Raw genomic sequence first — 23,767 nt, forward strand, 5'->3', positions numbered from 1 at the left:
CATTGTCAATGTAATCAAGATCACCATTACGTTTCACGACATCACCATTACGTTTCACGACGTTTGATATCCATAGTGGAAGAGTTGGGAATTCTTTATCCATCCACTCGTCAGTGTAGGAGTTAGCCATGGTTATTCTCGACTACAGCGATGCAGAGAGTGGCTTCTGGGCTTCGACTCCTCAGGGTTTGGTGGAGGTGATCAGGTTTCAGAATCACTTCTACGCCCGTCGGCAAGTGTGCAAATGCGCCCAAGACGCGATATCTGCCTGTCGCGCCGACCTTGAAAGGGGATTTCTTAGCATTGTGGTGCAGTTTGAGAATCACGCGGAAGTGTGGGCTCAACTGTCGCCGGGCGTACCCGTGCAGTCCCAACCAGAGGCTGCTCCTACGGGCAACCCTGCCAAGCCCAAGCTGACCTATCGCGGCCAACCAGTGAGCGAACCTTCCCGAAATCCCAGCCTCGCTCGCAGGCCCTTGCCTGACTCCCTCTATTTCCGCGGCGCGAAGATCGGCTAGACCGTTTCCGTTTGCCAGGTCTGGAGCGGTCGAGATTTCCCTTCTGGCCGCAGCCATCTGCGTTAGCGGTGCAAAGCACCATAGAGGCCCACCCCATAGCCCAGTACCTCAACCGGATCCCCTTGGCTTTCTGCCGGCAGTTGGGATCCCTTTCCCAACCACTGGGCCTCGTGGCTATCCAAAAGCTTCTCCCAGGTGCCGCTGGGCCATTGGGTATAGGTGACTGGCTGATCGGGGCTGAAATTGAAAAGGGCAAGCAAAGACTGGGATCCCTGGCGGCGGTGCAGGGCCAGGCCAGAGCCGGAAAACAGCTCCACTTCCACCCCCTCCCGCTCTAGGTGCTGGAGGGCCGGTTGGGTTTTGCGCAGCCGGATCAGGGTCTGGTACCACTTCCAGAGAACCTGGTGGTGACCGGCCTCCTTCAACTCCCAGTTCAGCTTGGAGCGCAAGAAGGTCTCCTCTGCCTGGGGATCCGGGGGCTCGCCCCGCCAGGCAAAGGCGCTGAACTCGCGGCAGCGTCCCTGGCGCACTGCTTTCACCAGGTTGGGATCCCCGTGGCTGATGAAGTAGAGAAAGGGGGCCACCTCCCCATACTCTTCCCCCATAAACAGCAGCGGCAACATAGGAGCTAGCAGCAGGGCAGCGGCGGCCAACTTCAGGCCCGCAAAGGAGGTGAGCTGGCTGAGGCGCTCCCCCAACATGCGGTTGCCCACCTGGTCGTGGTTTTGAATGCAGATGACAAACTGGGATCCCGGCCTGCTGACGGCGGAATTGCCGTGGCGGCGGAGTCGGTAGCGGGAGTACTGGCCGGAGTAGACGTAGCTCTCCCGGTAGGCCTTGGCCAGGTGCTCCAATTGGCCGAAGTCTTGGTAGTAGCCTGTCTTTTCCCCAGTAAGCAGGGTGTGAACCGAGTGATGAAAGTCGTCGCACCACTGGGCGTCTAGCCCGTAGCCCCCTTGCTTGCGGGGGGTGATGAGGCGGACGTCGTTGAGGTCGCTTTCAGCTACAAGCACCCTGGGCCAGCCCGTGCGCGCTTCTAGGGCATCCACCCGCTCCGCCAATTCCTGCAAAAAAGGGTAGGCGCTGAAGTCGTAGATGGCATGCACCGCGTCCAGCCGCAGGCCATCTAGGTGAAACTCCTCCAGCCAGTACTCGGCGTTTTGCAGAAAAAACTCCCGCACCCCGTCCGAATAGGGGCCGTCGAAGTTCATGGCCTTCCCCCACGGCGTACGGTACTTGTCGGCAAAGTAGGGGCCGAAATCCCCCAAGTAGTTCCCCTCCGGACCCAGGTGGTTGTAGACCACATCCAAGACGACAGCCAGGCCCTGCTGATGGCAGGCGTTCACCAACGCTTTCAGGCCCGCTGCTCCCCCATAGCTAGTCTGCACGGCATAGGGATAGACGCCGTCATAGCCCCAGTTGCGCTCCCCTGGAAACTGGGCTACCGGCATCAGCTCCAATACGTTGACCCCCAGCTCCACAAGTTGCGGCAGGCGAGGAATGATGGCGGCAAAGGTGCCCTCCGGGGTAAAGGTGCCCACGTGCAGCTCGTAGAGGATCCACTGGGAGAGAGGGATCCCCTTCCACCCCTGATCCTGCCAGTCAAAGTGGGGATCCACCACCCGCGAGGGGCCATGGACGCCGTAGGGCTGGCAGCGGGAAGCGGGATCTGGCCGCTCCACCACCCCCACTGCGGTGTGCAGGCGGTAGAGGTAGTCCACCGGTCCAGGCGGGATCCCCTCCACCTCCCCCTGCCAGTAGCCCTGCTCATCTTGGGTCAGAGGGATGAGCCGTCGGACGGGGCTAGTCAGCTTTAGCTCGACTCGTTCAACCAAAGGCGCCCAAACCGAGAAGCGATAGCGGCCCTCGCCCAAGGGATAGGCGCCAATTCGTCCAACCGGGGAACGCGGAAGCACGAAACCTGTCTGCGCAACTCGGCTTCTACTATAGCGAGGCTTGCCCCCCGGCAGTTTTAGGCTTCTGCCATAGTGGAATTGGCCTCTTGCTCTCCGTCTCTATGTTCAACTACCCTCCTAGCCATCCGGATCCCACCGTTGTCGACGTCTACCATGGGCAAGCAGTGCCGGATCCCTATCGCTGGCTGGAGGATCTGGACTCTGAGCAAACGCGGGCCTGGGTCGAGGCGCAAAACCGGCTCACCTTTGACTACTTGCAGCGGATCCCGGCGCGGCAGCGGCTCCTGGAGCGCCTAACCCAGCTCTGGAACTACGAAAAATACAGCCAGCCTTTCAAAGAAGGGGGCCGCTACTTCTACTTCAAAAACGACGGCCTGCAAAACCAGAGCGTTCTCTATACCCAAGAGAGCCTGGAGGCCGAGGCCCGGGTTTTGCTAGATCCCAACACCCTTTCCGAAGATGGCACCGTGGCCCTTTCGGGCATTGCCATCAGCCGCGATGGGCGCTATCTGGCCTATGGCCTCTCCCGCTCCGGCTCCGACTGGCAAGAGTGGAAGGTGCGCGATATTGAAACGGGAGAAGACCTGCCGGATCACTTGCGCTGGATTAAGTTCTCGGGGGCCAGCTGGACGCCGGACGGACAGGGGTTTTTCTACAGCCGCTACGACGAGCCGCCCCCCGGCAGGGAATACGAAAGCGCCAACTACTTCCAAAAGCTCTACTACCACCGCCTGGGCACTCCCCAGTCGGAAGATCCCTTAGTCTACCACCGCCCTGACCAAAAAGAGTGGGGCTTTGCCGGCGGGGTTACCGAAGATGGCAACTACCTCATCATCTCCGTCTGGCGGGGCACGGATCCCAAAAACCTCCTCTTCTACAAAGACCTGCGGGATCCCAACTCGCCAGTGGTGGAGCTTATCCGCGAGTTCGAGGCCGAGTACAGCTTTGTCGGCAACGACGGCTCCCGCTTTTGGCTGCTCACCGACCTCAACGCCCCCCGGCGGCGACTGGTGGCCATTGATCTTGACAACCCAGGGCAGGTGCAAGAGGTGATCCCTGAAGCCGAGGAAACCCTGCAAGGGGTTAGCCTCATCAACAACCAATTTGTTGCCTTCTACCTCAAAGACGCCCACACCCAGATCAAGACCTTTGCTCTAGACGGCACCTACCTGGGGGAAATTCCCTTGCCAGGGCTGGGATCCGCCAGCGGCTTTGGCGGCAAACGCTATGACACCGAAACCTTCTATACCTTCACCAGCTTCACCACCCCGCCCACCATCTACCGCTACGACTTCACCACTGGCAGGAGCACCCTATTCCGTCAGCCGCAGGTGGACTTCGATCCCCAAGCCTATGAGGTGCAGCAGGTGTTCTACCCTAGCAAAGACGGCACCCGCATCCCCATGTTCCTCGTCCACCGCCGTGGCCTGGCTCGGACAGGGGATCACCCGACCCTGCTGTACGGCTACGGCGGCTTTGGCATCTCCCTGACTCCCAGCTTTTCGGTGGGCCTGGTGGCCTGGCTGGAGATGGGAGGGGTTTACGCCCAGCCCAACTTGCGCGGCGGCGGCGAATACGGGGAAGCCTGGCACCAGGCGGGCACCAAGCTCAACAAGCAAAAGGTGTTCGACGACTTCATCGCCGCGGCTGAGTGGCTAGTGGCCAATGGCTACACCAACCCCTCCAAGTTGGCCATCTCTGGTGGCAGCAACGGCGGCCTCTTGGTAGGGGCTTGCCTGACCCAAAGGCCGGATCTCTTTGCGGCAGCCCTGCCCGCCGTGGGGGTGTTCGACATGCTGCGCTTTCACAAGTTCACCATCGGCTGGGCCTGGATCTCGGAGTATGGATCCCCGGAGGACCCAGAGGAGTTCAAGGCCCTCTACGCCTATTCCCCCCTGCACAACCTCAAGCCCGGCACTGCCTATCCCGCCACCCTAATTACCACCGCCGATCACGACGACCGCGTGGTGCCGGCCCACAGCTTTAAGTTTGCCGCTGCCCTGCAAGCAGCCCAGGGGGGATCCCAGCCCATCCTCATTCGCATCGACACCAAAGCCGGCCACGGAGCCGGCAAGCCCACCACCAAGCTTATCGAAGAGACCGCCGACCGCTGGGCCTTTTTGGTGGAGGTGCTGGGGATCCAGACCGACTAGCGACTTCGCGCCGGCAGGGCCCGAGGGCCCAGGCCCACCCGACCGGCATAAACTGCTGCTTCCCCCAGCTCGTCTTCGATGCGCAGCAGTTGGTTGTACTTGGCAATGCGCTCGCTGCGACAAAGGGATCCAGTTTTGATCTGGCCGGCGCGGGTGGCCACCGCCAGGTCGGCAATGGTGGTGTCTTCCGTCTCGCCGGAGCGGTGGCTGATGATGGTGCGAAAGCCCGCCTGAGCGGCCAGTTGAAGGGTCGAGACCGTTTCTGTCAGCGTGCCAATCTGGTTGAGCTTGATCAAAATGGCGTTGGCCACACCGCTGTCGATGCCTTTCTGCAGCCGAGCTGGGTTGGTAACAAACAGGTCGTCCCCTACCAGTTGCACGCGAGATCCCAGTTGAGCAGTCATGGCCTGCCAGCCAGCCCAATCTTCTTCGGCCAGACCATCTTCAATGGAAAGGATGGGATAGTTGGCTAGCAGTTGCTCGTAGTAATTGACCATCTGCTCGGCGCTGCGGGCTTTGCCCTCAAAGTGGTACTGCCCATCCTCCAGCAGTTCATTGGCCGCTACATCCAGGGCCAAGGCGACCTCTTCCCCTGGCTTGTAGCCCGCTCGTTCAATAGCGGTTATCAACAGATCCAAAGCGGCAGCGTTGGAGTCGAGGTTGGGGGCAAATCCCCCCTCATCTCCTACCCCCGTGGACAGCCCCTTCTGTTGCAGCACTTGCTTTAGCGCCGCAAACACCTCCGCCCCATAGCGCAGCGCCTCGCGAAAGCTGGGTGCCCCAATGGGCACGAGCATGAACTCTTGAATATCGAGGTTGTTGTCGGCGTGGGCGCCGCCGTTGAGCACATTCATGAGCGGCACTGGCAGCAGGTTGGCAAAGGGTCCGCCCAGGTACCTGTACAAAGGCAGGCCCACCGCATTGGCAGCCGCCTTAGCCGTGGCCAAAGAGACCGCCAAGATGGCGTTGGCTCCCAGTTGCGACTTGTTGGGGGTGCCATCCAGATCGATCATCAACTGGTCGATGCGGGCCTGGTTGAGGGCATCTTCTCCCCGCAGCTCCGACTGGATGGGGCCAAGAATGTTTTCCACCGCCCTCAACACGCCCTTGCCGCTGTAGCGCCTGGGATCCCCATCCCGCAGCTCGTGAGCCTCAAAAGTGCCAGTCGAAGCGCCACTGGGCACCTGGGCCAAGCCGGTTGCTCCATTGGCCAGGCCCACCAGAGCTTCTAAGGTCGGTTGTCCCCGCGAGTCGAGGATCTCATGGGCGGTAATCCACTCGATGGCCGTTTCCACAGTTGCACCTCAGCAATTGGCTAGACAGTTCTGGCCAAAGCCCAATTGCCAATAGACTAGTGGATTTTCGCCCCTAGATCCCTTTGCTTCCGGAAAACTTTAACGGCTTGCCCCTGTTTCAAGAGAAGCGGAAGTAGAATAGGCAGAGTAGTCCGGGTGGGGTGGAGGGGGAATCTGCGACTATGTTCGAAAGACTGCTCTTTCCCATCGACAACTCGCGGGAAACCAGCCATGCCCTGCCGCTGGTGGCGGACATAGCGCAGCGTTACAAGAGTCAGGTATATCTGCTCTCCGTCCTAGACAGTACAGAGCTAGACCCAGAGCAGGTGGAGCAAGCCCGCCAAACTATCCACAACCTGCTCAAACACGCTGAGGCTGGCCTGCAGCAGATTGGGATCCAAAACGTCAAGAGCGAGTATCGCGAGGGAAAAGTTCCCTTCGTCATCTGCGACGTGGCAGACGAGCTAGAGATTAGCCTAATTGTGATGGGATCCCGCGGCATCAGCCTAGCCGAAGGCCGGAAAAACGAATCTGTCAGCCACCGGGTCATCGACCTCTCCCCTTGCCCAGTGCTGGTAGTACCCTGAAGAGCAGACCTTCTCTTTCCGGGGAGTGTGTTGAAGTTGTCTCAAAATGTTGCCTTGTGTAACAGCAAGGCCGTTTTTGTTCGTGTTGAACAGGAGTCTGCTGTACAACGAAGAGCGAGGTAGCCCGGATTACTGGTTACACCCCTGGGAATCGGTATGGAAAATCAAAGTCGTGGTTACAACAAGGCCTCGCAGAAAACCTTCGAGGTGATGCGCCATTTTGCAGAAACCTACGCCAAACGTACCGGCACTTTTTTCTGCTCCGACCCCACAATTACGACAGCGGTGATTGAGGGCCTAGCTCTGCACAAAGAGCAACTGGGCGCCCCGCTCTGTCCTTGCCGCTTCTACGAAGACAAAGAGGCGGAGGTGAAAGCTGGCTATTGGAACTGTCCCTGCGTACCCATGCGGGAGCGAAAAGAATGCCACTGTCTGCTTTTCTTAACTCCGGACAACCCCCTTGCCGGCACCAGCCAAACGCTAGAGGAGGTACACCTGGAATACCAAGCTAGCCCCTAGGGTCTCCCCGCTAGGAGACGGAGGCAAACCAAGGTCACGAGGCTGGGTATAATTGAGAGGCAGTTGGAAACGGCTATTTGCCCGAGGAGGAAACCTTTCTATGACTCCCTCATTGGCTAGCTTCCTCTGGAGCCTGGTGTACGGCGCTGTAGTGCTGGGTCTCCTCTTTGGCGCCATCGTGATTGTTAGCTATAGAGACAGGGTGCGTCGCCGCTAAAGCCTTGGCAAAGGGCTTGACCGCGGGCAAACCTTTGAGCAGCGGCGGCAAAGGTTAGGCCTTGAACTTCGCAAAAAATCAGCTTTCCCAAAGTCTATTGCCAGCCTCTGGATGCCCTCTTCACTACTGGCAGCAGAAGAACCGTTACTACTACGAGGATCTGGAGCGGCTGCTCCGCTTCTTTCTGCCTCCAGGTCTGCGCATTCTGGAGATTGGCTGCGGTACAGGGGCTCTGCTCAACGCTTTGCGGCCCAGTTTTGGAGTGGGGATCGACCAAGATGCCGAGGTCATTGCCCAGGCCCAGCAGCAATTTCCCCACCTCCACTTTCGCCTGCAAGATCTCCATAGGTTGGACAAGCGGGATCCGATCTTGGCCCAGCCTTTTGACGCCATTTTGCTCGTCAATACTCTCAGCTACCTGAGGGATATTCAGCAGGTTCTTGAGCAGTTGCGCTGTTTCTGCACCCCGCGCACTCGCCTTATTCTTTCCCATCACAACCCCCTTTGGGAGCCGCTTTTGAACTTGGCAACCCTTCTGAAGCAGCGCAGGCCCCTACCAGCAGCCAACTGGCTCTCGGCAGCCGATGTGGCCAATTTGCTCCATCTGGCGGGGTATGAGGTTATCCAGCAGGGCAAGCGGTTGTTGTTGCCGCGGCGGATCCCCCTGCTCTCAACCCTGGTGAACCGCGTGATTGCCCCCTTGCCAGGGATCAACGCCCTCTGCCTGACGGAATACACGATTGCCCGTCTCCAACCGGATCCCAACTGGGATCCCCCCCCTGAGAAACAGCCCTCTTGCACCGTGATCATTCCAGCTCGCAACGAAGCTGGCAACATTCGCCGCTGCGTGGAGCAGCTGCCCGAGATGGGATCCCGCACCGAGATCCTTTTCGTAGAGGGGCATTCCAGCGACGACACTTGGGCCGAGATTCAGCGGGTTCAGGCCGAATACCAAGGGATCCGTCCCATCCAGGCTCTCCGGCAAGAGGGCAAGGGCAAAGGGGATGCGGTGCGCCAGGGGTTTGCCGCAGCCAGGGGCGACGTGGTGATCATTCTCGACGCCGACCTAACTGTCCAGGCGGAAGACCTCCCCAAGTTCTTCCGGGCGGTGGCTTCCGGGCGCTGTGATTTTGCCAACGGTTGCCGACTCATTTATCCGCTGAAACCGGAGGCGATGCCGCGCCTGAACCAGTGGGCCAACCGCTTTTTTGCTGCTCTTCTTTCCTACATCCTTGGCATTCGCGTCAAAGATACCCTCTGCGGCACCAAGGCCCTCTGGCGGGAGGACTACTGGCAAATTGCCAAGCTGCGGCAAGAATGGGGGAATTTTGATCCCTTTGGCGATTTCGACCTGTTGCTAGGGGCGGCCAAGCGCACCCTCAAGATCCTGGACATTCCAGTGCGCTATTTCCCCAGAACCTATGGCCGCTCCAATATCCACCATCTGCGCGACGGCTTGCGGCTGCTGCAGATCTGTGGCTTTGCCCTCAAGCACTTCAAGGGATCCTAAACCCTAACTCCTGCAGGGCAGTTCCCTGCCTGGCCTCTTGGGAGTTGTTACAATAGCTAGCCATTGAAAAATCAGGCCTGAGAAAAACCGCCCTATGGGGAAATCCGTACTGAGCAGGCTCGGCCAGTGGATCTCAAGTACTCCCCTCCGCTCCCTTGATCGGGCCTATCAAGCTGCCCTTCGCATCAAAGCCATTGAAAACCGCTACTTCCAGGGAGGAGTCATCGGCAGCAACGGAAGCCACGGCCAAAACACCAGCCACTACTTTCAGATCCAACTGCGCCAGCACCTGCGGCAGATTAGCCTTAGTCTAGCAGAATTTAGAGCCAGCAGTCTCTTTTCCCGCCTGCCCGATCCCGAGCTAGATGGCAGTGGCCCTCGCGTTGCTGCAGAAGTCAACGACGCCGAGGATCTTAGTGCCAAGAGCAGCCCCTCCACAACCAAGGGCAAGGGGGCTGAGAGGGATCCCTCCATTTTCGAGAAGCTAGAGTTTATCGATCAGGTTATCTCCCGCTACAAGCGCCCTGCCCCTCCACTCAAGTTCAGCGCCACGCGGCCCCAGCCCCAAGAGCAAGACGAGTCAACTCAGGCAGAGCCTGCTGCTCAACCCATCAAGGCTGAGAAGACCCCTCTTGAGGATGGCAGTGCCCCCGTTGCTTCTAAAACAGCCGTCCTGCCTCGCTCCCTTTTGCGCACAGCTAGGCAGATTCGCCGAGAGTTAAGTTCACAGGCAGAAGAAGAGTTGCTCCAGGAGTACCGCAGCCAACGCACGCGCACACTGGTGGCAGTTCGGTTTTTGTTGCTGCTGGCCATTTTGCCGCTACTTGTCCAGATTTTCTCGAAGCACTTTCTGTTTGGGCCGTTGGTGGATCGGCTGCAGCCTCAGGAGCCTACCCTTGTGGCTTTAAGCCACGAACTTCAAGAAAGAGCTGTTGCGGAATTTGAGCTTTTCAAGGAAAAAATGGAGTTTGAGCGGGCTTTACGTCACCAACCTCGAGAAGAGCTGGACTCAGAGTTGGAGGATCAACTTTCCCTGAAAGCAGAGGAGCTGCTGCAAAAATACAGCCGTAAGAACTTGGAAGGCCCAAAAAACATCCTTGCCGACTTGCTATCCCTGGCGGTATTTGGCTGGCTAGTCTTTGTCGGGCGTGAAGAAATTGAAGTTCTTAAGTCCTTTCTAGATCGCCTAATCTATGGCCTGAGCGATAGCGCCAAGGCTTTCATCATCATTCTCTTCACCGATGTGTTTGTTGGCTATCACTCTCCCCATGGCTGGGAAGTCTTGCTAAGTAGTCTAGCTGAGCACCTGGGTTTGCCCGAAAACCGCAATTTCATCTACGGCTTTATTGCCACTTTTCCAGTTTTTCTAGATACGCTCTTTAAGTACTGGATCTTCCGCTACTTAAACCGTGTATCGCCGTCTGCAGTAGCTACCTACCATGCTATGAATGACTAAAGTTCTCCCATTGCCATGCCGGAGTTTAGGAAGCTGGCTGACCTCCTTGCAGCCAGATCAATGCTGGGGTTTTCCAAGCCAGGCGGCTTGCCTTCAGCCGGCAGGCTCTAAAGCGGTACACTAGTCAGAAGCTTTTTTTCACCGAGTCTGGTTGGGAAGAGCTCTTGCGAAACCTGTTTCTTACTGGCGCTAGCGGCTGCTTAGGGCACTATGTGTTGGAGCGCCTAGCCCAGCAAAGAGATCCCGAGTTTCCGGAGCGGCCCGCTTACCACCTGTACGTCCTTGTCCGCAATCCCAGCCGCCTGCGGCTGCCCCTGGAGCGGCTGCCTGCTCCCATTACCTTGGTGCATGGCGATCTCCTGCGCATTAGAGAACACGCCGCCTTGCTGCGGCAGATGCATGGGTTAATCCACATGGCAGCGGCTTGGGGGGATCCCTCGCTGGCTTGGGCGGTGAATGTTACCCACACCTTGGAGCTCTTTCAGCTGCTGGATCCCCAGCGCTGTCAGCAGGTGATCTACTTTTCCACAGCCAGCCTTTTGAACCAGGCTCTCGAGCCCTTGGCCATTGCTGGCCAGGCCGGAACCGACTACATCCGCAGCAAGTACGAGATGCTACTGCGGCGGCAGGAAAGCTGCTTCTGGCCGGATCGCCTGCTCACGCTCTATCCCACCCTGCTGTTTGGCGGTAGCCCCTACCACCCCTACTCCCACATCACTGCCGGCCTCAAGGATGTGCTCCGCTGGCTGGATCTCATCCGCTTTTTGCGGGTGGATGCCAGCTTCCACTTCATCCACGCCGCCGATGTGGCCGAGATGGTGGCTTACTGGGTGGCCCATCCGCCCGGTGGCGGCGATTGGGTGTTGGGCAATCCTCCCCTCTCCCTAGACGAGTGCGTGGAACAGGTGTGCGCCTATCTCAAAAAGCGGATCTACTTCCGCCTGCCTCTGCCCATCGGCTTCCTCCGCCGCCTGGCTTTTCTGTTTGGGGTGCGGCTTTCAGAGTGGGATGAGTATTGTCTGCGCCACCGCCACTTTGTCTATCATCCCGCCCTTTCGCCAGCAGCCCTGGGTTTGCCCTGCCGCTTCCCCACTGTAGCCTCCCTCCTGGAGGCCTACCTCTAGGCCGCTCTTGAGGGATCCCAGGGATCAGCGGGTGGCAGCTAGGGCCTGAAGCTCTGCGGCAATGCGCGCCCGGTTAAGTCTCTGTCCAATGAACACCAGGCGGGTTAAACGCGGCTCTTGGGGGCGCCAAGGGCGATCGTAGTAGGTTTCAAATCGCCCTCCCACCCCCTGCAGCACCAGGCGCATTGGCTTGTGGGGCACGGCTACAAAGCCCTTCACCCGGTAGAGGCATTCCTCTTGCGCCAGTTGACGCAACTGGGCAACTAGGGATCCCGGCTCATAGCCTTCCTCCAGGCTTAGGCAGAAAGACTCAAAGGCCTCGTGCTCGTGCTCCTCCCCGTGGTCGTGGTGGCTGGGGCGGCGCTCGAGTTGATCTTCCACGGCTGCGTTGAAGCCCAGGAGCACTTCTGGGGCAACCTGGCCCCGCTCGCAAGGGAGGACTTGAACCTCAGGGCGCAATTTTTGGCGCAGCCAGCTTTCCACTTGCGCTCGCTCCGCCGGCGTAATCTGATCCACCTTGGTGAGCAACACCAGATCGGCACAGCTTAGCTGATCCTCGAACAGCTCCTCAATGGGTGTCTCGTGATCTAGGCTCTCGTCTGCCTGCCGCTGGGCCTCCAGGGCCGCCAGATCCCCCACAAGCTGCCCCGCAGCCAGCGCCTGGCCGTCTACCACCGCAATCACCGCATCCACAGTGGCACCGGTGCGAATCGTTGGCCAGCGGAAAGCCTGCACCAGCGGCTTGGGCAAAGCCAACCCTGATGTCTCAATAACAATGTTGTCTAGCTCCGCCCGCCGTTGCAGCAGCGCCTCCAGGGTCGGCAAAAACTCCTCCTGCACTGTGCAGCAGAGGCAGCCGTTGACCAGCTCCAGAATGGAGACCTCTCCCTCGCAGAGTTGGCAGTCTCGCAGCAACTCGCCATCGATGCCCACTTCGCCAAACTCGTTTACCACAACAGCGATGCGGCGACCCCGGCTGTTGAGCAGGAGGTGACGGATCAGCGTCGTCTTGCCGGATCCCAAAAATCCCGTGATGACGGTAACTGGGACTTTGTGCATCTTCTTCAAGGATTCAGCTCTCCCAGTCTCTACCCTCGCCGCCTTCCCCGCCAATCCCGACCAGGGGGATCCCAAAAAAAGGCCCCCCACTGGGGGCCAAAGGTGCTAGTTGGAAAGACCTGCACTTTCTATCGGATTGGCTTCATCCGATAGACAGGCTCGTCCTCGCGGCTAATTCCTTTCTCAAAGCCGGCAGCAGCAGCACGGGCGCGACCGGCGTGCCACAGGTGGCCGACAAAGAACAGGAAGCCCAGGATGAAGTTGTGGGCCGCCAGCCAAGTGCGCGGGCTGGTGAAGTTTACGGTGTTGATCTCAGTAGCCACACCTCCCACCGAGTTCAGGGATCCCAACGGGGCGTGGGTCATGTACTCCACCGCCCGGCGAGCTTGCCAGGGCTGAATGTCGTTTTTCAGCTTGTCCAGATCCAAGCCGTTGGGCCCCAGCAGCGGCTCCTTCCAGGGCGCCCGCACATCCCAGAAGCGCATTGTCTCGCCCCCAAAGATGATCTCGCCCGTGGGAGAGCGCATTAGGTACTTACCCAGACCCGTAGGCCCTTGGGCTTGGCCGATGTTCGCCCCCAAGCGCTGGTCGCGCACGATAAAGGTGAGGGCTTGCGCCTGAGAGGCTTCCGGTCCCGTGGGTCCGTAGAACTCACTGGGGTAGACAGTATTGTTAAACCAGATGTAGCAGGTGGCAATGAAGCTCATGAGCGAAACCGCCGCCAAGCTGTAGGAGAGATAGGCCTCTCCCGACCAGATAAAGGCGCGGCGAGCCCAGCCAAAGGGCTTGGTGAGGATGTGCCAGATCCCACCGGCAATGCAAATGATGCCGATGTAGATGTGGCCTCCAATCACATCCTCCATGTTGTCGACGCTAACAATCCAGCCCTCGCCTCCAAAAGGAGACTTAAACAGATAGCCGAAGATTACTGCCGGGTTGAGGGTGGGGTTGGTAATGACCCGCACATCTCCACCGCCGGGAGCCCAGGTGTCATAGACACCGCCAAACCACATAGCCTTGGCCACCAACAGGAAAGCCCCCAGCCCCAGGAGGATGAGGTGAATTCCTAGGATGGTGGTCATCTTGTTCTTGTCTTTCCAGTCGTAGCCAAAGAAGGGGAAAGACTGCTCCAGGGTTTCTGGGCCGCGAATGGCGTGATAAACACCCCCAAACCCCAGCACGGCACTGGAGATGAGGTGCAGCACACCAATCACAAAGTAGGGGTAGGTGTCCACCACCTCGCCGCCGGGGCCAACTCCCCAGCCCAAGGTAGCCAAATGGGGCATCAGGATTAGGCCCTGTTCGTACATGGGCCGATCGGGCGTGAAGTGAGCCACCTCGAAGAGCAGCATCGCTCCCGCCCAGAAGACCATCAGGCCAGCATGGGCTACATGGGCACCCAAAAGCCGACCGGAGAGATTGATCAAGCGGGCATTCCCAGCCCACCAGGCAAACCCGCCTTGGGTGCGATCTTGCACCACTACAGAACCAATTGTTGTTGAGGTCACAGAGACCAACCTCCAATCGTCAGGACAATTGATTGATTGGCTAAGTGGAAGCACCTGCCGTTGGGATCCCTAGCCGCTGGGATCCGCAGGAGGGGATCCCTTGGGCAGGCGCTCAATTACAGCTAACTGGGTAGATTAGAGGGCGTTGCCGCGGGGGAGGACTTCCTCAGGGAACTCAAAGTGCTCATGCGGCTGGTCCTGAGGCGCCATCCAGGCCCGGATCCCCTCGTTGAGCAGGATGTTCTTCGTGTAGAACGTCTCAAACTCGGGGTCTTCCGCCGCCCGCGTCTCCTGACTGATAAACTCATACGCCCGCAGGTTCAGCGCCAACCCCACTACCCCAATGCTCGACATCCACAATCCGGTTACCGGCACAAACAACATGAAGAAGTGCAGCCACCGCTTGTTGGAGAACGCTATCCCAAAAATCTGGCTCCAGTAGCGGTTTGCCGTCACCATGGAGTAGGTCTCTTCCGCCTGCGTCGGCTCAAAAGCCCGGAACGTGCTTGCTGCCTCCCCATCCTTGTAGAGGGTATTCTCCACCGTTGCCCCGTGGATAGCACACAGCAGCGCTCCACCCAGAACGCCAGCTACTCCCATCATGTGGAAGGGGTTCAGCGTCCAGTTGTGGAACCCTTGGAAAAACAGCAAGAAGCGGAAGATGCCGGCTACCCCAAAGCTGGGAGCGAAAAACCAACTGCTCTGTCCCAGGGGGTAAATCAAAAACACGCTTACAAACACGGCAATTGGCGCGCTGAAGGCAATGGCGTTGTAGGGCCGCACCCCCACCAAACGGGCAATTTCAAACTGCCGCAGCATGAAGCCAACCAAGCCCAGGGCGCCGTGGAAGGCCACAAAGGTCCACAGGCCGCCAATTTGACACCAGCGGGTGAAGTTCCCCTGGGCTTCTGGACCCCAGAGCAGGAGCAAGCTGTGCCCCATGCTATCGGCTGGGGTGGAAACGGCCACCGTCAAAAAATTGCACCCCTCCAGGTAGGAGCTGGCCAGGCCGTGGGTGTACCAGGAAGTTACGAAGGTAGTGCCGGTCAGCCAGCCGCCCAGGGCCAGGTAGGCGCAGGGGAACATGAGCAGCCCTGACCAACCGATGAAAACAAATCTGTCGCGCTTGAGCCAGTCGTCGACGACGTCAAACCATCCTCGCTCCTGGCGTACGCGTCCCACTGCTATGGTCATAGGACGATCTTCTCCTCAGTTAAAGATGAGAACGCTAGTGAAGCTACAAACTTCGCCTCCTAAAGGCAAGACCGCGGCCTAGGTATAAAAACTCAAACCCTGGAACTTCTCGAGAAGCCACAGGGCTCGTGGCAAGCTACCTCAGAGCCAGCGGACAAGTTTCACCGTCCTTGGCCTTGCTTAGCCCAGGCCAGTAAAGACTTGTAAATTGCTTCTCATTATAGAGGCAGGGAACCCGCTCTTAGCAAGTCTGAGGTAACCGTGAACTTTACAAAGCGCAATCTTTGGCAGCTCTCTTGCGCTCGAGAGAGGCTACCTCGCTGCTGGTAAGGTTCAAGAGCAAAATCCGATATCCTAAGACAAGGACACTGCACTTCATCTAAGGCAAATCCATGGCTAGCGAGATCTTGACCATTGCGGGAATTTCTCTGGTTTTGACGTTGGCGGGCGTGGCGCTTGGGTATGGGATCCTGCGCATCACCCAAGGGGGGGCTGAGTAGAGGATAGGCAGCCAATCGGAGAAGGGAAGGGGTTAAACCAAGGCGTTGGGCAGGGATCCCAGCACCCCTCTTTGGGCAAGCCGACTATGCTGGAAAACGCGATTGTGCTCATCACCGGCGCCAGCAGCGGAATCGGCGCAGCCTGTGCCAAGCTTTTTGCCCGTTCTGGAGCCAAGCTAATCCTAGTAGCCCGCCGTCAGGAGCGGCTGCAGGCGCTGGCCACAGAATTGCAGCAGGCCTACGGCACTTCCTCCTACCTGCTGACTTTGGATGTGCGGGATAGGGCAGCCGTGCAGCAGGCGCTGCAGTCTTTGCCGCCGGCCTGGGCCGAGATCGACATTTTGATCAACAACGCCGGCCTTAGCCGCGGCTTGGACAAACTCCACAGCGGCGCTGTGCAAGATTGGGAGGAGATGATCGATACCAACATTAAGGGCTTGCTGTATGTTACCCGCGCCGTCTTGCCCGGGATGGTGGAGCGGGGCCGGGGCCACGTGGTCAACATTGGCTCGATTGCTGGTCGGCAGACCTACCCTGGCGGCGCCGTCTACTGTGCCTCCAAAGCGGCCGTGCGGGCCATCTCCGAGGGGCTGAAGCTGGATCTGCTCGGCACCCCCATTCGCGTTACCGAGATCCAGCCCGGCTTGGTGGAAACCGAGTTTAGCCAGGTGCGCTTCCGCGGCGACTGCGAGCGGGCGGCGGCGGTCTATCGGGGCCTCACCCCCTTGACGGCGATGGATGTGGCCGAGGTGGTGCTATTTGCCGTCACTCGTCCCCCCCACGTCAACCTAAGCGAAGTCTTGCTCGTGCCCACCGACCAGGCCACCACGACGATGGTGCACCGCCGCTAGGGAGGCAGGACTCCGTATCCGTTCACTCCCCCATCCCTGGGCGACAATGGCGGCAAAGGGGGTGGGCTCATGGGAGTGGAAGGCGGGATCCTCATTGGGTTAAGCATTGGCCTTGTCGGCATGCTGATCTTGTGCTGGCAGAGTCGACGCCGCTTCAGCCGCCAACTGCAAGAGTTGGGATCCCTGATGCACCTGGCCCTGCCGCTGCAGCCGCCTGAACAGATGCTCAGCCGGCTTAGCCGCCACCTTCGCCAACAAGAACTGGAGCAGGCTAGCCAAAGACAGTATCTCCTGGACTGGCAGTATCTCAGCCAGCGTCTGCCCTGGGGATATTTGCGGGTGGACGAGAACAACGTGGTGCTAGAGTGCAATCCTGCCGCCCAGCGCCTGCTGCGCATTAGCCACTGGCAGCCGGGCATCAAGCTTTTGCTGGAGTGGGTGCGCTCCTACGAGTTGGATCAGCTCATCGAAGCCACCCGCTGCCAGGAAGCTGGCGCTTCCGTCCAGAGCCGCGAATGGGTCTTCTACCCTCCCGGTGGCGAGGACAAACCGGTTCCGCTGCGGGCTTGGGGGCTGCCCCTGCCCCAGGCCCATGTGGCCATCTTTTTGGAAGACCGCCTAGAGGCCACGCTGCTGGCGCAACAACGGGATCGCTGGGCCTCGGACGTGGCCCACGAGCTGAAGACTCCCCTCACCTCGATTCGTCTCCTGGCGGAAACTCTGCAAAGCCGAGTCGATGCCGCGCAAGCGGTTTGGGTGGAACGACTGCTAAATGAGACGCTGCGCCTCAGCCAGCTGGTGCAAGACTTGCTGGAACTGAGCGCTCTCAACTTGGGGGCCGGATCCCGCTCCCAATGGCGCTGGGTAGATCTAGCCGCCTTGGTGCGAGAAGCCTGGCAGAGTCTAGAACCGCTAGCCAAGCCCCGCCACCAGGAACTGCACCTAAGCAGCTCCTCCCCCCTCTATCTCTGGGGAGATGAGCAACGCCTCTATCGCCTCATCCTCAACCTCTTGGATAATGCCGTCAAATATGGCGGGCCTGGTTCTCCTATCCACGTGAGCCTCTCCGAGGAGGGATCCCAAGTGCGGCTGGAGGTGTACGACCACGGCCCCGGCCTGCCGGAGGATCAATTTGAGCTGGTCTTTCAACCCTTTTACCGCACCGACGCGGCGCGGGCCCGCAGCAAAGGCGGCACTGGCCTTGGCTTGGCCATTGTGCGTCAGATTGTGGAACTCCATGGGGGTACGATCCGCTTGCGCAATCATCCGCAAACCGGTGGGCTGTGGGTTCTGGTGGAATTGCCCCGCCAGCACCCCGATGCTTTGTAAAGCTTGTAAAGCAAAAGACGGCTGGCCCCTTTCCCTTTCGTCGACAGGGTCCAAAAAGCTCAACTCACGGATTATCCATTGGGGAGGCGATCCCCTAGAATGACTCTAGGTAATCCTTACAGTTCGTACCTCAGGCGTTGGGCATGGGCGCAGACTACCATTGCGCGGATCTGCTGTCGGAACGGGAACTGCAGGTCCTGGAGTTGGTTGCGGCTGGCATGACCAATCAGGACATTGCAAAGCGCTTGGAAATCAGCAAGCGCACGGTCGATAACCACATCAGCAACATTTTGAGCAAGACGCGAACGTCAAACCGGGTTGCTTTGGTGCGATGGGCGCTGCAATGGGGAAAGGTGTGCCTGGATCAGGTCAACTGCTGCGTCTTGAACAACGACAAAATTGCCTAATCCTCCTCGGCGAGCACCACAGGGACAGGGAACAAGGGTAGGGCAGCGCATGCCCTGCTGAGGTGTTCTCAAAGGGTACCTTAGCTCAGGCGGGGGAAAAAGCCAGCGGCACGGGATCCGGTTGCAGCAGCCGTTGACACAGTTGGGCAATCTGGGCTGGGCTAGCCTCGTCCAGCCAGCGGTGGAAGGCCTGAGATTCGCGGATCCGGCTGAGCAGCCCAGTGGAGATCTGTTCCGATCCCTCCAGGGCTTCTAGCCACTGCTGGGGCAGGCCAGTAGCTGCCGCCAGGGCAGCGGGATCCCAGGGTTTTGCCTGCCCTAGTTCTCGCAGTTGGGCAAGTTGCTGAGGGAGGCGATCCCAGGAGTGGGCAGAAGCAGCCAGGATCAGGGTTTGCGGCTGCACCTGCTGCAGTAGTTGGGCCAAATCTGCCGGCAACCAGGGCCAGCAGGCCAGTACAAGAGTTGTTTTAGCTGAGGGGGGCAACGGCTGCCTAAGAGGAAGAGGTTGCCCAGTGTAGTAGAGGGCTTTCTCCAAAGAATCCGGCAGGGGGCGTTGCCGGTAGTCTTGGATTTGGAGGCGAGGGGCGGAAACAGCAGGGGCCTGCCAGTTGCCAGAGGGACGCACCGCCAGCACTGTACCTCGCCAGGGCTCTTTGCTGTCGGCTTCCAACCGCAGGGCAATGTCCACAGCTGGGCAGTTTTGCCACTGTTCCAGCTCTTCGCCAGCTCCCCAAAACCAGAGGGTACGGGATCTCGCCCTACCTTTGAGCTCAAACCTGAGATGGCGGCCATCCCCAGAGGCTTTTAGATTAGTGGGGCGGAAGTTCATCAGGGCTACGATGGGGTTGGGGTTGCCGTGCCCAAAGGGCTGCAGAAGCTGCAACTGCCGATACACCTCGTCTAGCTCCGCCACCCCATCCCGGCCCTGAGAGGCCAGCAGAGTCCAGTCGAGGAGAATCTCCACCGCCAGGGCGCGAGCTTGCTGATCCGGGCTAACCCGCGCGGCTAGCTCCCGCCGCAATGTCAGTTGCACAGCGGCCAGGCAAGCCAGATCGAGTTGGATCCCCGCGGCCATGGGGTGTCCCCCTCCTCGTCGCAGGAGAGGACGCACCGCCTCAAGGGCCTCTAGCAGGTTTACCCCTGGAATCGAGCGGCCTGACCCATAGCCCAGCCCTGTGCTCTCGTCTTTGGCAATCAACACCGTTGGGCAACGGTATTCCTCCGCCAAGCGGGCCGCCGCAACTCCCAAAACCCCTGGGTTCCAGCCACTGCTGGCCAAGACGATGGCTCGCTCTCGTGCCAGATCGAGGCTCTCCACCTGCTGCCTGGCTTCCTGTAGCACCTCTTGGGTGAGCTGCCGACACTCTTCGCTGAGGGCGACAAAATGCTTCACCAGCGTCTGAGCCCGCTGCGGATCCGAGGTGGTCAGCAGCTCCACTGCTAGCCTAGCGTCTTCCAAGCGGCCAATGGCGTTCAGCCTGGGAGCAAGGCGAAAGGCAATGTCCTGAGCTGTTAGCGCTCCTGGGGATGAGCCGTTGCTCACCCAATCCAAAAGAGCCCGCAGCCCTGGACGCTGCGTCTTGGCCAGCACGGGCAACCCCCGCTGTACCAGGTAGCGACACTCCCGCTGTAACACGGCAACATCGGCCACGATCCCCACCGCCACTAGATCCAGGTATTCCTCGACGCCAGGAATTCCCAGCGCTTGATAGAGGGCCTCCGCCAGCTTGTAGGCCACCCCCACCCCTGGCAGGAAGCGCAGGGGGTGCTCCTCCGGCAGGCGCAAAGGGTTGACTACCGCATAGGCAGGGGGCAAGGGATCTGGCAGGGCGTGGTGATCCATCACGATCACGTCCACCCCTCGGGCTTGGGCCAGGGCAATCTCGGCAGCATTGCCGATGCCGCAGTCCACCGTTAGAAGTACTTGGCAACCCTGAGCCAGCACCTGCTGGAGCCGCTGGGCATTGAGCCCATGTCCCTCGCGGCTGCGCAGCGGTAGGGTGAACTGGACTTGGAAGCCCAAGGGTTGTAACGCCGAGAGCAAAAGACTGGTGCTGGTGACGCCATCGCAGTCAAAGTCCCCCCAAATGCAGAGGGCTTCTCCTTTTTCCCTGGCCTCCAGTAGCCGCCGCACTGCCCGCTCCAGATCCGGCAGGGATTCCGGCGGGGTGGGGGAATAGGAGCTGGGATCCACGAAAGCCCGCACCTGTTCCCGGCTGTGCAGCCCGCGCAAGGCTAGCACCTTGGCCGCGTACTTGCCGTATTCCCGGCTCAGCTCTGGGTCAAACTGAGGCGGAGTGGGCAGCAGATCCCAGCGGTACTCCATGCAAGCTGGCTAGGGATAGAGCTCCTTAGGAGCGTATCAAAAAGGGTCTAGGTTCGGATCCCTGTCGAGTTGCTATTGACAGCAGTGGGCGGCTGTGCAGCAAGGGGAGGGGTGGTCATGGTCGTGAGTAGCACAAGCTTGGCTGCAGTAGAGCTGGCCTTCGTAGCGATAGCCTTGGCTGCTCTCGAAGCTGCAGTTGCAGTGCTCACAGGCGCAGCGAACAAGGGTGCTAGACATGGGTTTTTCTCCTTCTTTTCGAAGATCCGCGTCTCTATACCCTAGCGGTTGTTGGACAACGAGGCTGAAACGAGAATCAAACTCACGCCTGGCTGTCCAAGTGGCGGCAACCTGTCCATTGCCACCTTCCCTCTCCTGCTGAAGGAGGTTAAGAAAAGTCAATAGCTCCTGGGCAGGTTACTAACTTATGATGCGGCGTGAGGTGTGAATAAGTACCTAGGCAATGGCCACGGAACGGATTCGTTTTGCGCAGGTCTCAGACATTCATCTGATGCCGGAGACGGCATGCCGCTGGTGGTGGATGTCCGATTCCCCTCGCCGCCAGTTGGAAGCAGCCGTTGCCCATCTCAACCAGGTGCCGGATCTGGACTTTGTCGTGTTTACCGGCGACTTGGTGGATCAGGCGGATCCAGAAAGCTTTGAGCTATTCCGGGAGATTCTTGCCCAGCTGCGGATGCCCTACTACCTCAGTCTTGGCAACCACGATGTCGACACCCTGCAAAGAAAGGGGCGCTTCGACCGAGAACAATTTATCCGCTGGTGCCAAAGCCAATTTCCCCTCTTTCCGGCTCCTACGGGCTATGTCGATTACAGCCTTTCTCCTCTGCCCGGGATTCGCCTCATTGCCCTTGACGCCAGCCTGGGACCTTTTCCCCTGCCCCAGGGGGTGCTGCGCCCCTCGCAACTGCATTGGCTGGGCGAACATCTGCAAGCAGTTTCAGAAGAATGGCTAATCTTGTTAATCCACCAGCCGCCTTTTATCTCCCCCACCCAAATGGACGCGGTTGTGTTCCGCAACTACCAGCTCCAGAAGCAAGCAGCTGCCGCCCTCCATGCTCTCTTGGCTGACCATGGACGGGTGGTGGCAGTGTTGAGTGGGCATCTACATGTGCCGAAAGTCCATGTACGAGATGGGATCCCCTACCTGACAGCCCCTCCCCTGGTGGGGCCAGTCTCGGCACTGCGGCTGTTCGAGGTGGATTTGAACCCCCGGCGAGGGATCCTGCGCTACCACTGGGTTCACCTACCGGAGCCAGGACCCAGACCGCTCTGGCATGGTTTCCTGATGGGGAGACGTCGGGATCGCTGGGGAGAGATCCCCCTGCGCGCCAGAGGAGCTCGATCTACCCTGCTACCTGTTGCAGCTCGATAAAAGTCCTAAAGCTCGACCGAATTAGTGTAGATTAAGAAGGCAAAGCAGCTGGACTCGGCGTCTCTCCCTATGAGTGCAACCCTTTCTTCCTCTACCCACTGGGAACAGGCAGCCCAGGAGGTGCAAAAGCGGTATCAGCCCCAGGTAGCTGCCCTGAGCGAACGCTTTGAGCCCCTTTCTGCAAGCGACTTGCTAGCCTGGGCTGTATCTGAGTTCGGGGATGGGCTGGTACTTGCCTGCAGCTTTGGCCCAGAAGACCTGGTGTTGATTGATTTGCTCACTGCTATTCGCCCGCAGGTGCGCGCCTTTTTCCTGGATACCGATTTTCACTTCCCCGAAACCCTACAACTGCAACAACAGGTGCTGGCTCGCTATCCCCATTTGCAACTGGAGGTCTTTAAGCCTCTGCTGACACCGGAAGAGCAGGCGGCGCAATACGGGCCAGAACTGTACCGCACCAACCCCGACCTTTGCTGCCACCTCCGCAAGGTGGAGCCCCTGCACCGCGCTCTGGCCAATTGCACCACCTGGATTACGGGAATGCGTCGGGAACAGGCTCCTACCCGCGCCAACATTGGCAAGGTGCAGTGGGATAGCAAGCGCAACCGCCTCAAGCTCAACCCCCTCGCCGACTGGACAAGCGGCCAGGTGTGGAAGTACATCCTCGAGCACGGGATCCCCTACAACCCTCTCCACGACCGCAACTACCCCAGCATTGGCTGTATGCCCTGTACAGCCCCAGTGGAGCCAGGCGCGGATCCCCGCTCTGGTCGGTGGAAGGGTATGGCCAAAACCGAGTGTGGCCTGCACACGTAGCCTATGAACACTGCTCCTGTTCTGGAGGTGGCTCAGCTTGAGGTCACTCCAGGCTCGGAAGCTGCTTTTGAAGCCGCCATCGGCCAAGCTTTTGTCTATTTGCAACAAACCGACTGGCAGCACCAACTGTAGCGCTGTCTGGAGCACCCCCAGCAATATCTACTATCCCTGGAGGCTCATCTGGTTACCTTCCGGCAATCGGAAAACTTTATTCGGTGGCGTGGGCTTATTGAGCCCTACTTTGCTCGGCCACCCCAGGTGTTGCAATACCAGCTAGTTCCCGGATCCCTTGGGGTCGGCAGATAGCGGAGGCCCTCTCTGGCGGTGCCATGGCTTCTGCTAGCCTAGTCTGTGCTTTGTGCTCAGCAGGGATTTCCTCGAAAAACGTGGTGTGGCCTCAAGGCCACTGTTCTTCGGCAAAAACCCTCCGCTGCCGAGATTTGCCCCCTAAGCTTTGTCGACGCCCAAGTTCCCCTCCCGAGATCCTCAGAGCGGCTAGTCTAGACGATGATAGAGGACACTCTAGCGGAGCAGATCAATGGATACTACTGAGGCTCTCCAGGTGCTCAATCTACCGCCAGATGCCAGCGAACAGGAAATCCGGAGGAAATGGTTTCGGGAATACCAAGCTCTCAGCGCCGCTCTTCTTGAGCTGGACGACGAGCGACAAAGACCCTTGCTGGAGGCTCGGCTGGCGCGGCTCAACGAGGCGCGGGATGTGTTGTTGGGCAACGGATCCCAGGCGGAGACGGGACTGTCTGGGGTGAGCTCGGAAGGGCTGCCCCCCCAAGTGATCGTGCTGCTGTACCAAGCCAACGGTCAAGAAGGGATCTGCACCCGCCAAATTGGGGGCCAGGACATTGTCATTGCCTTTGAGAGCCTCTTTGGGGCGAAAAAGTATGCCCAGAGGCTGGCTCAGCAGGGGCTGCCCAAGCCCGTAGCCGAGCGCTTCGACACGCAGGAGATCGTCGATTTTTGTCGCGAGGGGGGCTATGGGTTGATGGTGGTTCCCGCCAGCGAGGTGCTAGAGCCGCTGCCAGAGAGTACGGAAGCGGCGCGCAATTGGCAAGGCAAATCCTGAGGAGCTGGTCA

23 protein-coding genes are annotated in these 23,767 nt (G+C 59.3%); 16 read left to right on the forward strand and 7 right to left on the reverse strand.

Annotated elements, in window-relative coordinates:
* Positions 1-128 precede the first annotated feature (128 nt).
* Complete coding sequence (locus NW804_RS02695; protein ID WP_414422798.1) at positions 129-518, forward strand: hypothetical protein; 390 nt, start codon at positions 129-131, stop codon at positions 516-518.
* A gap of 62 nt (positions 519-580) precedes the next feature.
* On the opposite strand, the gene treZ is transcribed toward NW804_RS02695, so the two are convergent.
* Positions 581-2,434: a malto-oligosyltrehalose trehalohydrolase gene (treZ, locus tag NW804_RS02700; RefSeq protein WP_414421037.1), complete on the reverse strand. Its 1,854-nt coding sequence runs from the start codon at positions 2,432-2,434 to the stop codon at positions 581-583.
* Positions 2,435-2,520: 86 nt separating this feature from the next.
* Between treZ and NW804_RS02705 the strand changes: the two genes are divergently transcribed.
* Positions 2,521-4,587, forward strand: a complete 2,067-nt coding sequence (locus NW804_RS02705; protein ID WP_414422799.1) for a prolyl oligopeptidase family serine peptidase — start codon at positions 2,521-2,523, stop codon at positions 4,585-4,587.
* Here NW804_RS02705 and eno read toward each other — a convergent pair.
* Complete coding sequence (eno, locus tag NW804_RS02710; protein ID WP_414394758.1) at positions 4,584-5,882, reverse strand: phosphopyruvate hydratase; 1,299 nt, start codon at positions 5,880-5,882, stop codon at positions 4,584-4,586. The genes NW804_RS02705 and eno overlap by 4 nt on opposite strands.
* Positions 5,883-6,064: 182 nt before the next feature.
* On the opposite strand from eno, the gene NW804_RS02715 reads away from it, so the two are divergent.
* The 6 genes from NW804_RS02715 (at position 6,065) to NW804_RS02740 (ending at position 11,295) form a co-directional block, all read left to right on the forward strand.
* Positions 6,065-6,469, forward strand: a complete 405-nt coding sequence (locus tag NW804_RS02715) for a universal stress protein (RefSeq protein WP_414394759.1) — start codon at positions 6,065-6,067, stop codon at positions 6,467-6,469.
* A 156-nt stretch (positions 6,470-6,625) separates the two neighbouring features.
* Complete coding sequence (locus tag NW804_RS02720; protein WP_414410750.1) at positions 6,626-6,988, forward strand: ferredoxin-thioredoxin reductase catalytic domain-containing protein; 363 nt, start codon at positions 6,626-6,628, stop codon at positions 6,986-6,988.
* A gap of 100 nt (positions 6,989-7,088) precedes the next feature.
* Positions 7,089-7,205, forward strand: a complete 117-nt coding sequence (locus tag NW804_RS02725; RefSeq protein ID WP_414361544.1) for a photosystem II reaction center X protein — start codon at positions 7,089-7,091, stop codon at positions 7,203-7,205.
* A 61-nt stretch (positions 7,206-7,266) separates the two neighbouring features.
* Positions 7,267-8,715 (forward strand): glycosyltransferase, encoded by a 1,449-nt coding sequence (locus NW804_RS02730; RefSeq protein ID WP_414422800.1) that lies wholly within the window; start codon positions 7,267-7,269, stop codon positions 8,713-8,715.
* A 94-nt stretch (positions 8,716-8,809) separates the two neighbouring features.
* Entirely contained in the window at positions 8,810-10,171 is a 1,362-nt protein-coding gene (gene pxcA, locus NW804_RS02735; protein ID WP_414422801.1) for a proton extrusion protein PcxA, read from the forward strand.
* A 164-nt stretch (positions 10,172-10,335) separates the two neighbouring features.
* Positions 10,336-11,295 carry an NAD-dependent epimerase/dehydratase family protein gene (locus NW804_RS02740; RefSeq protein ID WP_414422802.1) on the forward strand — a complete coding sequence of 320 codons (960 nt, stop codon included), beginning with the start codon at positions 10,336-10,338 and terminating at the stop codon, positions 11,293-11,295.
* A 24-nt stretch (positions 11,296-11,319) separates the two neighbouring features.
* Here the strand turns inward: NW804_RS02740 and cobW are convergent, their stop codons facing one another.
* From cobW to psbD, 3 genes are all read right to left on the reverse strand, one after another.
* Positions 11,320-12,354 carry a cobalamin biosynthesis protein CobW gene (cobW, locus tag NW804_RS02745; protein ID WP_414422803.1) on the reverse strand — a complete coding sequence of 345 codons (1,035 nt, stop codon included), beginning with the start codon at positions 12,352-12,354 and terminating at the stop codon, positions 11,320-11,322.
* 128 nt (positions 12,355-12,482) lie between these two features.
* Positions 12,483-13,862 (reverse strand): photosystem II reaction center protein CP43, encoded by a 1,380-nt coding sequence (psbC, locus tag NW804_RS02750; RefSeq protein ID WP_414410745.1) that lies wholly within the window; start codon positions 13,860-13,862, stop codon positions 12,483-12,485.
* A 135-nt stretch (positions 13,863-13,997) separates the two neighbouring features.
* The gene (psbD, locus tag NW804_RS02755; protein ID WP_414405602.1) at positions 13,998-15,056 is read right to left on the reverse strand and encodes a photosystem II D2 protein (photosystem q(a) protein); all 1,059 of its coding nucleotides are present in this window, start codon (positions 15,054-15,056) and stop codon (positions 13,998-14,000) included.
* A 392-nt stretch (positions 15,057-15,448) separates the two neighbouring features.
* Between psbD and NW804_RS02760 the strand changes: the two genes are divergently transcribed.
* The 4 genes from NW804_RS02760 to NW804_RS02775 all read left to right on the forward strand — a co-directional run bounded on the left by NW804_RS02760 (position 15,449) and on the right by NW804_RS02775 (position 18,143).
* Complete coding sequence (locus tag NW804_RS02760; protein ID WP_414394772.1) at positions 15,449-15,556, forward strand: PetM family cytochrome b6-f complex subunit 7; 108 nt, start codon at positions 15,449-15,451, stop codon at positions 15,554-15,556.
* 86 nt (positions 15,557-15,642) lie between these two features.
* Positions 15,643-16,407: an SDR family oxidoreductase gene (locus NW804_RS02765; RefSeq protein ID WP_414405601.1), complete on the forward strand. Its 765-nt coding sequence runs from the start codon at positions 15,643-15,645 to the stop codon at positions 16,405-16,407.
* Between the two features lie 69 nt (positions 16,408-16,476).
* Complete coding sequence (locus tag NW804_RS02770; RefSeq protein ID WP_414405600.1) at positions 16,477-17,736, forward strand: sensor histidine kinase; 1,260 nt, start codon at positions 16,477-16,479, stop codon at positions 17,734-17,736.
* A gap of 143 nt (positions 17,737-17,879) precedes the next feature.
* Positions 17,880-18,143: a helix-turn-helix domain-containing protein gene (locus tag NW804_RS02775; RefSeq protein ID WP_414394776.1), complete on the forward strand. Its 264-nt coding sequence runs from the start codon at positions 17,880-17,882 to the stop codon at positions 18,141-18,143.
* An 85-nt stretch (positions 18,144-18,228) separates the two neighbouring features.
* Here NW804_RS02775 and recJ read toward each other — a convergent pair whose 3' ends face one another.
* Both recJ and NW804_RS02785 read right to left on the reverse strand, forming a co-directional pair.
* A complete protein-coding gene (recJ, locus tag NW804_RS02780) occupies positions 18,229-20,469 on the reverse strand; it encodes a single-stranded-DNA-specific exonuclease RecJ (RefSeq protein WP_414422804.1) in 2,241 nt (746 codons plus the stop codon).
* Positions 20,470-20,541: 72 nt separating this feature from the next.
* Positions 20,542-20,706: a conjugal transfer protein TrbI gene (locus NW804_RS02785; RefSeq protein ID WP_414422805.1), complete on the reverse strand. Its 165-nt coding sequence runs from the start codon at positions 20,704-20,706 to the stop codon at positions 20,542-20,544.
* Positions 20,707-20,929: 223 nt separating this feature from the next.
* Between NW804_RS02785 and NW804_RS02790 the strand changes: the two genes are divergently transcribed.
* The 4 genes from NW804_RS02790 to NW804_RS02805 all read left to right on the forward strand — a co-directional run bounded on the left by NW804_RS02790 (position 20,930) and on the right by NW804_RS02805 (position 23,756).
* Positions 20,930-21,859, forward strand: coding sequence for a metallophosphoesterase family protein (locus NW804_RS02790; RefSeq protein ID WP_414394781.1), 930 nt, complete (start codon positions 20,930-20,932; stop codon positions 21,857-21,859).
* Positions 21,860-21,928: 69 nt separating this feature from the next.
* Positions 21,929-22,675, forward strand: coding sequence for a phosphoadenylyl-sulfate reductase (locus NW804_RS02795; RefSeq protein ID WP_414405598.1), 747 nt, complete (start codon positions 21,929-21,931; stop codon positions 22,673-22,675).
* 3 nt (positions 22,676-22,678) lie between these two features.
* On the forward strand, positions 22,679-22,807 hold the full coding sequence (locus NW804_RS02800; protein WP_414422806.1) for a hypothetical protein: 129 nt from the start codon (positions 22,679-22,681) through the stop codon (positions 22,805-22,807).
* 406 nt (positions 22,808-23,213) lie between these two features.
* On the forward strand, positions 23,214-23,756 hold the full coding sequence (locus NW804_RS02805; RefSeq protein ID WP_414422807.1) for a DUF3110 domain-containing protein: 543 nt from the start codon (positions 23,214-23,216) through the stop codon (positions 23,754-23,756).
* Positions 23,757-23,767: the final 11 nt, after the last annotated feature.

Source organism: Synechococcus sp. WC10meta (assembly GCF_047461475.1).